The 14,394-nt window shown below is 43.1% G+C and carries 15 protein-coding genes; 14 read left to right on the top strand and 1 reads right to left on the bottom strand.

Annotated features, from left to right (window positions below; genetic code table 11):
- A complete protein-coding gene (locus ACI3EZ_RS01940; RefSeq protein ID WP_405023923.1) occupies nt 1–750 on the top strand; it encodes a hypothetical protein in 750 nt (249 codons plus the stop codon).
- 378 nt (nt 751–1,128) lie between these two features.
- Here the strand turns inward: ACI3EZ_RS01940 and ACI3EZ_RS01935 are convergent, their stop codons facing one another.
- The gene (locus ACI3EZ_RS01935; RefSeq protein ID WP_405023922.1) at nt 1,129–1,254 is read right to left on the bottom strand and encodes a DUF4044 domain-containing protein; all 126 of its coding nucleotides are present in this window, start codon (nt 1,252–1,254) and stop codon (nt 1,129–1,131) included.
- A 137-nt stretch (nt 1,255–1,391) separates the two neighbouring features.
- Between ACI3EZ_RS01935 and ACI3EZ_RS01930 the strand changes: the two genes are divergently transcribed.
- The 13 genes from ACI3EZ_RS01930 (at nt 1,392) to ACI3EZ_RS01870 (ending at nt 14,387) form a co-directional block, all read left to right on the top strand.
- A complete protein-coding gene (locus tag ACI3EZ_RS01930) occupies nt 1,392–1,751 on the top strand; it encodes a DUF3397 family protein (RefSeq protein WP_405023921.1) in 360 nt (119 codons plus the stop codon).
- 261 nt (nt 1,752–2,012) lie between these two features.
- A complete protein-coding gene (mraZ, locus tag ACI3EZ_RS01925; RefSeq protein WP_405025348.1) occupies nt 2,013–2,444 on the top strand; it encodes a division/cell wall cluster transcriptional repressor MraZ in 432 nt (143 codons plus the stop codon).
- 9 nt (nt 2,445–2,453) lie between these two features.
- Complete coding sequence (gene rsmH, locus ACI3EZ_RS01920) at nt 2,454–3,401, top strand: 16S rRNA (cytosine(1402)-N(4))-methyltransferase RsmH (protein ID WP_405025347.1); 948 nt, start codon at nt 2,454–2,456, stop codon at nt 3,399–3,401.
- A 21-nt stretch (nt 3,402–3,422) separates the two neighbouring features.
- Entirely contained in the window at nt 3,423–3,785 is a 363-nt protein-coding gene (gene ftsL, locus ACI3EZ_RS01915) for a cell division protein FtsL (protein WP_405025346.1), read from the top strand.
- A complete protein-coding gene (locus ACI3EZ_RS01910) occupies nt 3,782–5,935 on the top strand; it encodes a penicillin-binding protein (RefSeq protein WP_405025345.1) in 2,154 nt (717 codons plus the stop codon). Before ftsL ends, ACI3EZ_RS01910 begins: the two co-directional genes overlap by 4 nt.
- 21 nt (nt 5,936–5,956) lie before the next feature.
- Nucleotides 5,957–6,916: a phospho-N-acetylmuramoyl-pentapeptide-transferase gene (gene mraY, locus ACI3EZ_RS01905; protein WP_405025344.1), complete on the top strand. Its 960-nt coding sequence runs from the start codon at nt 5,957–5,959 to the stop codon at nt 6,914–6,916.
- A 24-nt stretch (nt 6,917–6,940) separates the two neighbouring features.
- The gene (gene murD, locus ACI3EZ_RS01900; RefSeq protein WP_405025343.1) at nt 6,941–8,308 is read left to right on the top strand and encodes a UDP-N-acetylmuramoyl-L-alanine--D-glutamate ligase; all 1,368 of its coding nucleotides are present in this window, start codon (nt 6,941–6,943) and stop codon (nt 8,306–8,308) included.
- Nucleotides 8,309–9,415 (top strand): undecaprenyldiphospho-muramoylpentapeptide beta-N-acetylglucosaminyltransferase, encoded by a 1,107-nt coding sequence (gene murG, locus ACI3EZ_RS01895; protein ID WP_405025342.1) that lies wholly within the window; start codon nt 8,309–8,311, stop codon nt 9,413–9,415.
- A gap of 12 nt (nt 9,416–9,427) precedes the next feature.
- Nucleotides 9,428–10,486, top strand: coding sequence for a cell division protein FtsQ/DivIB (locus tag ACI3EZ_RS01890; RefSeq protein WP_405025341.1), 1,059 nt, complete (start codon nt 9,428–9,430; stop codon nt 10,484–10,486).
- A 129-nt stretch (nt 10,487–10,615) separates the two neighbouring features.
- Nucleotides 10,616–12,022 carry a cell division protein FtsA gene (gene ftsA, locus ACI3EZ_RS01885; protein WP_405025340.1) on the top strand — a complete coding sequence of 469 codons (1,407 nt, stop codon included), beginning with the start codon at nt 10,616–10,618 and terminating at the stop codon, nt 12,020–12,022.
- 20 nt (nt 12,023–12,042) lie between these two features.
- Nucleotides 12,043–13,317: a cell division protein FtsZ gene (gene ftsZ / locus ACI3EZ_RS01880; RefSeq protein WP_405025339.1), complete on the top strand. Its 1,275-nt coding sequence runs from the start codon at nt 12,043–12,045 to the stop codon at nt 13,315–13,317.
- Between the two features lie 26 nt (nt 13,318–13,343).
- Nucleotides 13,344–13,598, top strand: coding sequence for a YggT family protein (locus ACI3EZ_RS01875; protein ID WP_405023910.1), 255 nt, complete (start codon nt 13,344–13,346; stop codon nt 13,596–13,598).
- 6 nt (nt 13,599–13,604) lie between these two features.
- A complete protein-coding gene (locus tag ACI3EZ_RS01870; RefSeq protein ID WP_405025338.1) occupies nt 13,605–14,387 on the top strand; it encodes an RNA-binding protein in 783 nt (260 codons plus the stop codon).
- The last annotated feature ends 7 nt before the right edge of the window (nt 14,388–14,394 follow it).

Raw genomic sequence — 14,394 nt, 5'->3', positions numbered from 1 at the left:
ATGAAGGTGATTATTAACACAGCTGTATTTGGTAATCAAATTCCAAATAAGATGACACAAGTTCAAGCAGTTCAACAACTAGCAGGACTTCCAATTGATGGCATTCAAGTTCGAAGTGAATTATTCAATCCTGCAACAATGAATAAAGAGTTGAGCTTAATCCGTGAGGTATGTTACCAAAACAACTGGAAATTTTATTTGTCGGTAGCGCATGATTTTTTTGATGCTTCTCAAATAAATGGACAAATTTTTGATTATTTACGTCTGGCAAAGGATTATGATTTGGATGAGTTGAAGTTTAGTTGGGGAAAACAACCAGTAATAGACGATGGTTTAGAACATTCATTGAAGGAAGTATTTTGTCAGGGGATGCTGGTTGAACTTGAAAACCAACCGAACAAGTATGGTCGCTTATCGGTAATTGAATCTAATTTTAAGCATTTATTTGGACATAGTGTGCGGATAGGATATTGTTTTGATAGTGGAAATTGGCGTTGGATTGAAGAGGATAGTATGCGTGCATTCGAGCACTTATTACCGCAGATAACTACATTTCACTTAAAAAATATTATTAATCAAAAAAATGTTGAACTCAGTAGGTTGGGGGAGTATAACTGGCAATTAATGGTTAGCCGCCTTCCGGCAGAAATACCTGTTGTTATTGAGTATGCTATTCCTTCAATGAATAAATTATTAGTAGATATCAATATGATTCGCGAAATAGGCGTTAAGGGTGTTGATAATAAATAATATATATTTGAATTTATATTAACGATTAACAAAAATATTCAACAAAGCAGTTTAGTAGACTGCTTTTTGTTTTGCGATTATTAAGTTTACATGAGTGTTAATAATCGAAACAAAATTCAAATATTACTTAGCGTACCATACATGTGAATTAACTAGAATGTGAAGTGTTAATTCACATGTATGCTAATTATTTACTAATTATAAAGCATAATTATAATTTAAATATAGCAAACAAATTAATTTGGTTACAAAGTCGTGATAAAAAACAATTTCATAGAAAATTTATTAATACTGAACCCCCATGCCGTTGAGGATTATTGGCTGATTATATTTATAAATCTATCATTGAACGTGACTGTTATGGATAAGTCGTTTGTATTAATAACCGATAAGAGCGCCAACTGAGCCAATAATTACAGCACCCACAGTAAAAATCAACATTATCCATACAACGAACATAGTAATTTTTTGAAATGTTGATTTTTTCTTTTTATTACGCGCCATTTTAATCATTCCTCATTTTAAACTTCACGTGGTAGTTTACCGGGGAATGATAAAAGTGTCAATGGTGGGAGCGTTGCATTCTAAGGGGGGAGCATTATAATAATGAGGAGTAGGTCGTGCGAAACGGAGGATATTTCATGATTACACACTGGTACGGACAAATTACGTTAATGGTAATTTTATGGCTAATAATGAAGTTTATTCGCCGCTTGTTTCCCCGTTTTTGGCCCGCACGGTTGCATTTGCTTGATGTGGAGTGTGTGTTGTTGTTAATTGGAGCACATTTTTTATCCGTTCAAGTCTTCGCAATTTCAGTATTACCATTTATCGCAGTAATCATTGCGGTAATGGGTTTATTAATGGCGATAGTTATTTTTATAAAAGATACGCCGTTTCGAATAACAACGTTCTTTATCCGAATTTGGCGCTTGTTGGATTTGTTAATGGTAGTCACCTATGTCGGCCTATTGGTTGGATTGGCTAGTAAGTTTATTTAGTTAAGTACAATATTTAAGCCTGTAGAAGAGGTTGCAACAAGAGTTGCGACCTCTTTTGTTGTATTTAAAATCGTCGCTTTTTGGAATGAATATACCCCGTAAAAGTTTCTTAATTAGTGTGGAGGAGAAAGCTAGTTTTAGCTCTCCGGAACATGTTTATTAAAAAAGGATGAAGTGGGAGATTAGGGTAACCATGTGGTTGAAAGTGGGGGATGGTGGTAGTATCATTAAGACTGACGTAATGGAGGGTGGTGAAGTCCGATGTTTATGGGTGAGTATCGGCATACCGTTGATTCAAAGGGACGGTTAATTATTCCGGCAAAATTTCGGGATGTACTAGGCCCGCAATTTGTGATCACTCGGGGCATGGACGGCTGCTTGTTTGGGTATCCACTAACTGAGTGGAATAACCTTGAAGAAAAATTACGTCAGCTTCCATTAACGAAGAAGAATGCGCGGGCATTTGTTCGGTTCTTCTATTCGGCAGCTACGGAGTGTGAATTTGATAAACAAGGACGGATTAACATTCCCAAGACACTTCGGGCGCATGCTGCGCTTAATAAGAAGTGTGTGGTAGTCGGTGTTTCTAATCGGTTTGAAATTTGGTCAGAAGAACGCTGGAGCGAATTTTCTGATAATGTTGAAGAGAATTTTGACGAAATTGCCGAAGATATGATGGATATTGATTTTTAGGAGACTTTTATGAGCGCCTTTAACCATATTACTGTTTTGAAGCGCCAGGCGGTTGATTACCTTAATGTACAGCCCACTGGATTGTATGTTGATTGTACGCTTGGCGGCGGTGGACATACCGGTGAGTTATTACACCGGTTAGGTTCTACCGGGAAAGTGGTTGCGTTTGATCAAGATCGAACGGCAATCACCTTTAACGAAGAACAGTACCAGAGGGAGATTACTGCTGGTAAGTTAGTGCTTGTTCAGGATAATTTTCGAAATCTCCAAAAACGTTTAGAAACACTGGGGATTACAACGGTTGATGGTGTTTTATATGATTTGGGGGTTTCGTCGCCACAATTTGACGATGTTACCCGCGGGTTTAGTTATCGGAACGATGCGCCGCTAGATATGCGGATGAATCAAGAACAACAGTTAACTGCCAGAACGATTGTTAACGAGTGGTCATATGCTGACTTAGTGAGAATCTTCTTTCGTTATGGTGAAGAAAAGTACGCTAAATCAATTGCCCGCCATATTGAGCGGGCCCGGGAAGAAGCACCAATTGGAAGTACGGGTCAGCTGGTTGAATTAATTAAACAAGCGATTCCGGCTAAAGCCCGGCGAACGGGAGGGCATCCCGCTAAGCGAACTTTTCAGGCAATTCGGATTGCAGTGAATGATGAGCTTGGTGCATTGGAAGAATCATTGGCACAGGCGCTTAGCCTATTGGTACCAGGTGGTCGGATTAGTGTAATTACTTTTCAGTCGCTAGAGGACCGATTAGTAAAACGAATGTTTCGGGAGCGGGCGATGGTTCCCAATCTTCCTGCCGGATTACCGGTTATTCCAAAAGAGGATCAGCCGGATTACCGGTTGGTCGTTCGTAAACCGGTTACCCCGCCCGTGGATGAGGTGACGGTTAACCGACGAGCACATTCGGCAAAGTTACGTGTAATTGAACGGATCAAATGATTTAAAGTGAGGATGACAAGGATGGCACGAACAAGTACGGCACGGAAAGTAACTCCACAGAACGCTGATCAGGTGATAACGCATCGACACCAAGTTACGTTACGACGGCCAACGCCATTGCAGAAGCATGAGAAAGTTAGCTTTGCGCTTGCGGGAGTGTGGATGTTTTTACTTACGCTCGGGGTGATTGCGACAAATATTAACCAAACACATGCCGAGTTTAATTATCAAACCATTACCGATCAGGTGACGAGGGTTCAGACCCGGAACGCCAACCTTAAAGAAGAAATTGGCACGTTGGGAAGCCGAACGCGGTTGATGGGGATTGCCAAACAAAAAGGCCTCACAATGAACAAAAAGAACGTAAGGAATGTAGTTAAATGAATAAACGTCAAAAGCAATCGGTAAAAAAGAAACCAAATAAGCTTTACGGTCAAGTGCTTTTCTGGGCGGTAATCCTTCTTTTTGCGATTTTTATCGGTCGCTTTTTTTATGTAGGAATCACCCATCACGCAGATGGACAAAACCTTTCTGTTCGTGTGCGCGAGATGTATTCTAATGCGATTGATATTAAGGCGAAACGTGGGAATATTTACGATGCGACGGGGCAACCGATTGCGGAAAACGCAACAACGTATACGGTTTACGTGGTCCTTTCTAAGAAGGCGCAAGCTTATGGGAAAAAGCAGTATCTTCCGCAAAGCCAGAAACATAAAGCGGCCCAAATTCTTGGGAAGAACCTGGGAATGGAGCCGAAAAAGGTTTATCGGATTTTAAATCCTAAAAACAGTGATCTTTATCAAGTTGAATTTGGGAGCGCTGGAAGGAACATTTCCCTGGAAACGAAAGAGAAAATTCAATCGTACCATCTAAGCGGGGTTAAGTTTACTCCTGCTCAGGCGCGGATGTATCCTTATGGCGTGTTCGCGTCGCATGTCATTGGGATTGCCCAGCAAAAGAACGGTAACTTAACTGGTGTAATGGGGATTGAAAAACAGTATAACAAGTATCTTGCAGGGCATAATGGGGTACGAAAATATGCTGCGGATCGATTAGGAATCAAACTTCCGAGTTCACGGATGAAGTACCGGAAACCAGTCAACGGCGATGATATTTACACGACATTTAATCCTAAATATGAGAACTATTTGGAAGAAACGTTGACCGCCGCCCAAAAGAAGTATCATCCCCAAGAAATGCAGATTATTTTGATGGATCCGCACACCGGTAAAATTTTAGCGGCCGGGCAGCGGCCATCCTTTAACGCGCAGACAAAGGTTGGATTGGATCAGATTTGGCGGAATTCTTTAATTGAAGAGGCATATGAACCAGGATCGGTCATGAAGACTATTACGTTAGCTGCTTCAATTAACAGCGGTCATTTTCAACCTAACGGATACTATCAGTCGGGGAAATATGAACTTGATGGTGGATTGATTACTGACTGGGATCAAAACGGTTGGGGGTCAATTTCGTATAGCGAAGCCTATTTGAAATCGTCGAATGTTGGTTTTGCCCATCTAGAACAACAGATGGGAGAAAAGACGTGGTTGGATTACATTAAACGATTTGGCTTTCTTAAAAGTACACATTCTGGTCTCGGAATCGAACGTTCAGGAAGCGTACTGTTTAAATTACCGATTGAACAGGCAAATACTTCTTATGGGCAAGGCATTGACGTGACGTCAATGCAGATGATTCAAGCGTACAGTGCAGTTGCTAATAAAGGAAAGATGGTGCAACCACGATTCATTAATAAAATTGTGAACCCGAATACAGGGAGGATTATTTATCGAACGAAAACAAGGGTTGTTGGTAGGCCTATTACAGCCAAAACGGCTGCTCAGGTACGAAATATGATGCAAATGTATGTAACTAATCCAATTGCGTTAGGAACGAAACCATTTCATATTAAGGGATTCCAGACTGGAGCAAAGGATGGCCAAGCACAAATTGCTCGCTCAGATGGACGAGGGTACATTAAAGGCGGTCCAGGTCAATATATTTTTGATGTCATGGGGATTGCACCGGTTAAGTATCCTAAATATCTCTGCTACGTGCTTGTTAAACAACCAAATGTTTTAAAAGACGGGCTTGGCGATGAAACTATAGGTGATGTGTACAAAGGTTTTATGCGTAAGGTTTTGAATAGTGATAAGGAAACCTCGGCGCAGAACATTGGAACTAAAACAATTAAAGCGCCTAACGTTTCAGGGATGGAAACACAGATAGCGGTTCAGAGGTTGAATAGGTTAGGCTTGACTCCGGTGGTCATTGGAAAAGGAGAAAAGGTTACAAAACAGTTGGATGAGAGCGGTGCTGCAGTTGTGCAAGGAAGTAAGATTTTTATGCTTACGAATGGACAATTAACTATTCCGAATATGCAAGGGTGGTCCCAAAATGATGTTGCTAAATTTTCTAAATTAGTTGGGTTGAATGTTTCCTATAAAGGAACTGGTTTTGTTACTAAACAAAGCATTAGACCAGGAAAATCTTTTAATCGGAGCCAGAGGTTATTCATTAAATTAAAATAGAAAATTGTAAAGGAGCTAATAATGGTGCTTGAATTGTTAATACCCTTTGTGACGAGTTTTATTTTAGTAGTGTTACTGATGCCGGTTCTCATCTGGTATGATCGGCGGAAAAAATTAGGTCAGGCAATATTTGAAATAGGGTTATCATGGCATGAGAAAAAGAGTGGTACCCCAACAATGGGAGGGTTAGTGTTTAACTTTGCTATCGTAATTGTAAGTCTTGTTGGAATGTTTTTAACTAATACATTACACTTTGATACTATAATTTTGGTAACAACATTGGTTTTATATGGTGTAGTAGGATTTGTGGACGACGTAATTAAGATGATAGAGAAGCATAATCGAGGATTATGGGCATGGCAGAAAGCTTTACTTCAAGTGATTCTTGCACTTCTCTTTGCATTTGGCTACTGGCATGCTGGCTTCCCATTAAGCATCACCATTTTGGGACAACCAATTCAACTGGGAATTTTGTACGTTTTATTTATTATCTTCTGGTTGGTTGGATTCTCGAATGCGGTTAATCTAACTGATGGGATTGACGGGTTAGTTGCTGGTCAGGCGGCGATTGCCTTTGCGTTATATGCATGCCTTGCTTATTATCAGGATCAATTTGGTATTATGCTTTTCTGTGTTGCAGTTGTTGGTGCGTTAATAGGCTTTCTCATTTTTAATCATAACCCAGCAAAGATTTTTATGGGTGATATGGGTTCGTTGGCATTAGGTGGAGCGCTCGCGGCGGTTTCACTTCTTTTGCAACATCCATTTTCGTTGCTATTTATTGGAATCATCTTCGTTATTGAAACAGCAACCGTTATTATTCAGGTTACTTATTACCACCGAACCGGGAAACGGTTATTTAAAATGACGCCAATTCATCACCAGTTTGAAATGGACGGGTGGAATGAATGGAAAATTGATACGGTCTTTTGGTTGGTCGGCGCGGTTGTTGGGGCAATTACGTTAGTAGTTATTATTTGATAGTTTATAAAGGAAGTTGCAGTGATGAAAAAGGTTAGCGATTATCGGAATAAAAACGTTCTAGTTCTTGGATTAGGAAAAAGTGGGGTAAGTGCGGCCAAGCTGTTGATACGCCTTGGAGCAAACGTAACGGTGAATGATCGGCAAACTCCTAAAGATCTGAAAGAAGTCGCTGCATTGGAACGGGCTGGTGCTAAAGTGATAACTGGGAGTCATCCGCTTTCCCTTTTGGACAGGGCGGATCTCATGGTTAAAAATCCAGGGATTCCCTATAATAATCCCCTTGTTGCTGCTGCGGTTAAACGAGCCATCCCGGTGATTACTGAACCTGAATTAGGGTATGTCGTGTCAGAGGCGCCGTTTATTAGTGTTACGGGAACAAACGGGAAAACAACAACGACGACGTTAATTACAAAGATGCTTGATGAATCGCTGATAGGACATGCTTATTCTGTTGGAAACATTGGCGTTCCGGTGACGCAGGTTGCGCCTCAAGTAACTAGCGATGATTATCTAGTAACTGAATTATCAAGTTTTCAGTTAATGGGAATTCAACAACTCCATCCCCATATTGCGGTGATTACTAACATTTATACAGCACATACGGATTACCATGGTTCCAGGGAAAACTACGTGCAGGCTAAGATGAGAATTATGATGAACCAAACACAGGATGACTACCTCGTGATCAATTGGGATAATCCTGAGTGGCAGGAGATAAGTGTGCATACTAAAGCACAGGTTGTTCCGTTTTCCCGGGAAAACCGGATTCAAACAGGGACTTACGAACAGAATGGGGACCTGTATTTTCGCGGTGAGCGGATTATGGCAGCGAGTGAAATTAAGGTTCCCGGGAGCCATAATGTTGAAAACGCGCTCGCTGCGATTGCAGTTGCGAAGTTAATGGACGTTGACAATTCCGTTATTAAACATATTTTGACCACGTTTAATGGTGTCCGGCATCGAACACAGTACGTTACAACGATTAATGATCGAATCTTTTATAATGATTCGAAGGCGACGAATATCGAGGCAACGTTAAAGGCGCTCGCTGGTTTTAAGGACCACGTTGTTTTATTGGCTGGAGGATTAGACCGGGGGTTCACTTTTGAACGGTTAGCGCCAGCCATGCATAATAAGGTTGATACGTTGATTGTATTTGGTGAAACGGCCGATTTAATTGCTACTGCCGGAAAACAGGCGCAGGTTCCACAGATTATTCACGTTAACGATGCTGTGGCAGCTGTTCCGGTTGCATATGAGCATAGTCAACCAGGAAGTACGATTTTACTATCGCCAGCGTGTGCAAGTTGGGATCAGTGGCCAACGTTTGAGGTTCGTGGTGATAAGTACATTGAAGCAATTGAGCAATTGAAAAATGAGGTGGTCTAGGTGCGGTTAATTATTTCTGGTGGTGGTACAGGGGGACACATTTACCCTGCATTAGCTCTGATTGAAACTGTTAAACGGCATGAGCCTGACTCAGAAATTCTTTACGTTGGGACCGAAAAGGGGCTTGAAAGTCAGATTGTTCGGGATGCTGGAATTGCCTTTAAGTCGATTAAGATTCAGGGATTTAAACGGTCACTTTCATTTGAAAACATTAAAACTGTTGCACTTTTTTTGCGGAGTATACAGGTGGCAAAGGGAATTATTCGGGAGTTTGCACCAGATGTTGTTGTTGGAACTGGTGGTTACGTTTGCAGTGCGGTGGTCTTTGCCGCTAGCCGGTTACATATTCCAACAATGATTCATGAACAAAATAGCGTTGCGGGGGTCACCAACAAATTTTTGGGACACTTTGTTGACAAGGTAGGGATTTGTTTTCCGGATGCAGCGCCAGCCTTTCCTTCAAAAAAAGTCGTTTTAACGGGAAACCCCCGGGCACAACAGGTAAACCAAATGCACCCGACTGGGCGTTTAGCAACTGAATATGGGTTAACGGCGGATAAACCAACATTATTGATTTTTGGGGGATCACGGGGAGCTCTTCATATGAATGAGGCTGTTGCAGACGCTTTACCATTGTTTGGACAGCATCCGGAATATCAGGTCCTTTTTGCGACGGGGAAAGCGCATTATGACATGGTAATGCAGCGCATTAAGAATAAAGTTCCTAGTAACGTGGTTGTGAAGTCGTATATTCCGGACATGCCTGCTATCTTACCGGAAATTGCCTGCATTGTTGGTCGGGCAGGGGCAACGAGTTTAGCTGAAATCACGGCGGTGGGAATTCCGTCGATTTTAATTCCGAGTCCGTACGTTACGAACGATCACCAAACAAAAAATGCTAAGAGTTTGGTTAAACGGGGTGCTGCAGAACTTCTGCCTGAAGAGGGATTAACTGGAAAGAAGCTCTTTGTTAGCGCTAATGAGTTAATGGCAGATGGTTCAAGACGGCAGAAAATGACGGTGAGTGCCCGACAGGCTGGGGTCCCAGATGCTGCTGACCGTGTATATGCAATCCTTCGTGAATTAATTACCACATCACAGAAATAAGGGGGGATAAGCATGGCAAGCATTTTTCACCGCCCGCACCAAGAGGCTTTGACGCCTTGGGAACGAGCGGAACGGCGCAAGAAACGGGCAGAAAAACATCATACCAAGTTGGGCAATGTAACGGATAAACCGCAAAAATTACCGGTGGCTGCAAAACTCAAGAATGAAAAAGGGGCACTTCGTTGGCTGCAAGAAAAAACGGTAACTAAGCATTCTCTCCGACAGCAGAAGCGTCATTCTGATGAAAAAAACGAAAAGTTAACGCCAAAAGCGCAGCAATTACTGCGGGATACTAGTGAGCAAGTCCCATTAAAGGAAGAAGCGGGCAAGCGGCTGCCGGAAACTACAGTACAAGGGCCAAGGAAGGAAGCACGTCGATTGTCACGGGTGCGTCGGCGGGCGCTGGTATTGGTAATCGGCTTTTCAGTTGCTGTAATGGTTACAGTTATTAGTGTGCTTCCGATTAGCCGGATTTCTTCGGTTCGGGTAACGGGAACTGATAACGCAACGGGACAGGCAATTGTGCAAGCCAGTCAACTCCAACCACGGCAGTCATTAATAATGGTTTATCCACGAATGGTTGAGGTTGATCGCCAAATAAAGCAGAAAGTTAATTCTGTTCGGAGCGTAACGGTTCAAATTGTTGGCCGGCAAGTTGTTTTGCGGGTACGGGAATACCCAATTGTTGGTTATCAACGGAAAGCTGGTCAGTATTATAAGGTTTTAGCAAGCGGTGCTGTTGGACAAACGAAAATTCAACGAATTGACGGTAATTATCCTATTTTTTACGGGTTCAAGGCACGTGAATTGCGTGCAATGGCGGCACAGGTGAATCGGTTACCCACAAAAGTGCGGCAGGCGATTTCAGAGATTCATGCTCAACCGAACAGGATTGATCCGCAGCGTGTTCACTTATATATGAACAGTGGTAATGAGGTCATCGCCAGGGTTGATACGTTTGCTGCTAAAATGAAGTATTATCCGGCAATTGCCGCTAAAATGAAGGCGAAGGGTGTCGTTGACTTTGAGGTCGGCGCGTATTCTTATCCTTTTAGTGATAAAAACAAGTAAAACTCTAGCGGAACTATGGTTTTGCGTCCTTGATTTGTGTATACTAAAATTATGCAAGTTTAAGGCCGGATATAGCGTCCGCTTTTACATTTAATTAGCAAGATATTATAGAGATAGGAGGGTAATTTGATGGATGATTCTGGAATTTTTGCAGGCCTTGATATTGGAACGTCAACCGTTAAGGTGATAATTGCAGAATATATCAATAATCAAATTAATATTATCGGTTACGGTAATGCTCCATCTGCTGGACTTAGTCGTGGTGTGATTGTAGACATTGATCAGGTGGTCGGTGCTATTCAGTCTGCGGTTAAAGAAGCCGAGCAGCGTTCCGGGAAAACCATTTCAGAAGTCACGGTTGGGATTCCCGCTAACATGCTTCAGATTGAACGCTGCCGCGGCGTAATTGCCGTAAGTTTAGCGGGTGATAGTGCGTCAAAAGAAATCACTTCAAACGATGTGTGGCGTGTAACCCAGGCCGCTCTGGTGCAAAACCTACCGCCCGAACGTGAGGTTATCGACATTATTCCTGAGGAGTTCATTGTTGATGGTTTTGACGGGATCCAGGATCCGCGAGGAATGCTCGGTGTACGGATGGAAATGGACGGTGTTATGTACACTGGTCCTAAGACAATTGTACACAACGTTAAAAAGTGCATTGAGCGGGCGGGCCTTGAAGTTAATGGAACGGTTGTGATGCCGTTGGCGGTTGCTGACGTTGCATTAACTGATGATGAGCGTGATTTCGGTGCGGTAACGATTGATATCGGCGGTGGGCAAACGACCGCCGCAGTTATTCATGATCATCAGTTGAAGTATACATACGTCGATCAAGAGGGTGGCGATTTTGTTACCCGTGATATTTCGGTTGTGTTAAATACTTCAATTGAAAGTGCTGAGCTTCTTAAACAAAATTATGGTTATGCAGATACCACGATGGCTTCTAAGGATGATGTTTTCCCCGTGCAGGTTGTGGGCCAGCAAGAACCGCAACAAATTACGGAGGAGTATCTTGCTGAAATTATCGAGGCGCGACTAGAGCAAATCTTTGAAAAGTTACGGGATGAGTTGGAACAGGTTGACGCATTATCACTTCCGGGGGGAGTTGTCCTTACGGGAGGAACAGCGGCATTGCCTGGAATTAAAGAGCTGGCAGAGGATGTTTTAGACGTGAATGTGCGTGTTTACGTCCCGCAAGAGATGAATCTGCGTGATCCTAAGTTTGCTGGGGTGCTGGGGTTGACACAGTATATTGCCCGGCAACGTGGCGTTGATCGCATTGTTAAGGATGCTCTTGCTAGTGATAATTTCCAGGAACAACCTCTTGATGAGGGTGCAGAGGAAAGTTCTTCTACAGAGATTGAAGAGCGGCATCCACGGCCATTTCGACCATTCCAATCACGGAAACAGGGAAATGAGCCAGTTCGTGAAGTAGCGTCCAAGCAACCGAAGGAAAGTGGTACCTCGAAGATTGGAACGCTTTTTCATCGTTGGTGGCAGAAGCTATCTGAATTCTTTGAACGGGCAATGGATTAATGAAAATGGAGGATGAAGGGATGGAATTCTCAATGGATTCAAACGAAGTCGGCGCAAAGATTAAGGTCATTGGTGTTGGTGGTGCCGGTGGTAATGCTGTTAACCGGATGATTGAAGATGACGTTAAGGGCGTTGAGTTTATCGTTGCTAACACGGATATTCAAGCATTGAAAAAGTCTAAGGCGGAGACTAAAATTCAAATTGGTCCCAAACTTACAAAGGGACTTGGAGCTGGTTCAAATCCGGAAGTTGGTGAGAAGGCCGCTGAAGAGAGTGAGGATGCAATCGCTCAGCAGCTTGACGGCGCTGATATGATTTTTGTTACTGCCGGAATGGGTGGAGGAACCGGAACGGGGGCTGCTCCCATTGTTGCTAAGGTTGCAAAAGAACAGGGAGCCCTTACTGTGGGAGTTGTAACCCGGCCATTTAGTTTCGAAGGACCGAAGCGAGCAACTTTTGCGGCTGATGGAATTGCAAAACTGAAGGAACACGTTGATACGTTGGTTATTATTGCCAATAATCGGTTACTTGAAATTGTTGATAAGAAGACACCGATGCTTCAGGCCTTCCAGGAAGCTGATAACGTTCTCCGGCAAGGTGTTCAGGGGATTTCTGACCTGATTACCTCGCCGGGATACGTTAACTTGGATTTTGCTGACGTTAAGACGGTTATGCAGGATCAAGGCTCTGCCTTAATGGGGATTGGAACTGCAAGCGGTGAAAATCGGACGGAAGAAGCTACTAAGGCAGCAATCCATTCACCACTTCTTGAGGTTTCGATTGAAGGAGCACAACAAGTACTGTTAAACATTACTGGTGGTCCGGATCTGAGTTTATTCGAAGCACAGCAGGCTTCTGACATTGTTGCTCAGGCTGCGAACGATGATGTTAACATCATTTTTGGAACTTCCATTAACGAGAACCTTGATGAGGATACTGTGATTGTTACGGTAATTGCAACGGGAATTGATGCTAATAAGAAGAAGGCTGGTCGGAACCGTAACCGGGGAAGTCGCGGAAATGGAATGCAGCAATCAGTCGCTTCCCAGTCACGGCAAAGTGGAAATGCTGGGATGAGTCAGGCTTCAAACCAACATTCTGATCCGTTTAACAATTGGAACTTAAGTCGGGAAAACGGGAATAACCGGCAGGCCTTTCAAAATGAACGGGAGAATGCCTTTCGGAATATTCAAAAAGATGATTTCAACGTCTACAACGACCAGCAGAATAATGCCGATGCCAAGGAAGAGGATGAGTTAAGTAAACCACCTTTCTTTCGGCACCGGAAACGGTAATTAAAGCTAGGGGGAATTAGCAAAGGATGATTGGACAAATTATTCAGGGCCTTTTTCAACTGTACTCATTGCTGATTTTGGTGTACTGCATTATGTCCTGGTTCCCGAATGCTTACCAGACAAAGCTCGGTCAATTACTGACGCGTCTTTGTCAACCATATTTGGAAATTTTTGAGCGTTTTATTCCGCCAATTTTCGGGATTTCATTTGCCCCGTGGGTAGGATTAATTGCTTTACAGTTTATCGAGTATGGTGTATTTGTCGTTTTGCGGATATTGTAGTTAAACATGAACGCAAATATTTACCAGCATTTCCGCCCCGCCGAGCGGCCGTTAATTGACCAGCTTAGCGGGGTGGTTGCACAAGCGGAAAGTGAATACCGGCCGGTAACGACGCACTTTCTTGATCCGCGGGCACAGTATATATTACGCACACTCGCTGGAAGTAGTTCCGTGAAGGTGGCTTTTTTCGGCGGTTATTCGGAAGCTGAGCGTTGTCGAGCACTTGTTTTTCCGGATTACTTTTCCCCGAGAAACGCTGATTTTGCAGTTACACCGCTTACGATTCGGTATCCAGTTAAGTTTGCAACATTAGCCCATCGCCAAATTTTAGGGACACTGCTTAATAGTGGAATTGACCGGAATGTACTGGGAGATATTATTAGCGATGGAACAGTGTGGCAGTTTATGTGCGAGCAGAGAATTGCAACGTACTTGCAAACGCAAGTTGTGCGAATTGGTCAGGTTAAGGTTAGTCTAGTTCCTACAGTAACGGTCATTACGCCGCAGAGCGATTGGCAACCAGTACGGTTAACTGTTGCATCGATTCGCCTTGACGTAGTTATTGCGGCGGTGTTTAATTTTTCCCGGCAACGGGTAAGGGAAATTCTTACTCACCAATTTGTTCGGGTTAACTGGGGTGTGGTCGATCAGGGTAACTATTCTGTGGCCGAATATGATATTATTTCTGTAAGAAAAGCGGGACGGTTTCGCATCACGCGGATAGCATCGGAGCGTACCAAGAAGGGAAAACTGTGTGTTAGTGGCGAGGTTATCCATAGTCACCGGTAAGCTTGCT

Source organism: Ligilactobacillus sp. LYQ60, assembly GCF_045033015.1.
Taxonomy (GTDB): domain Bacteria; phylum Bacillota; class Bacilli; order Lactobacillales; family Lactobacillaceae; genus Ligilactobacillus.
Note: the sequence above shows the minus strand (reverse complement) of the source record. Positions and strands in the feature narration are given on the sequence as shown.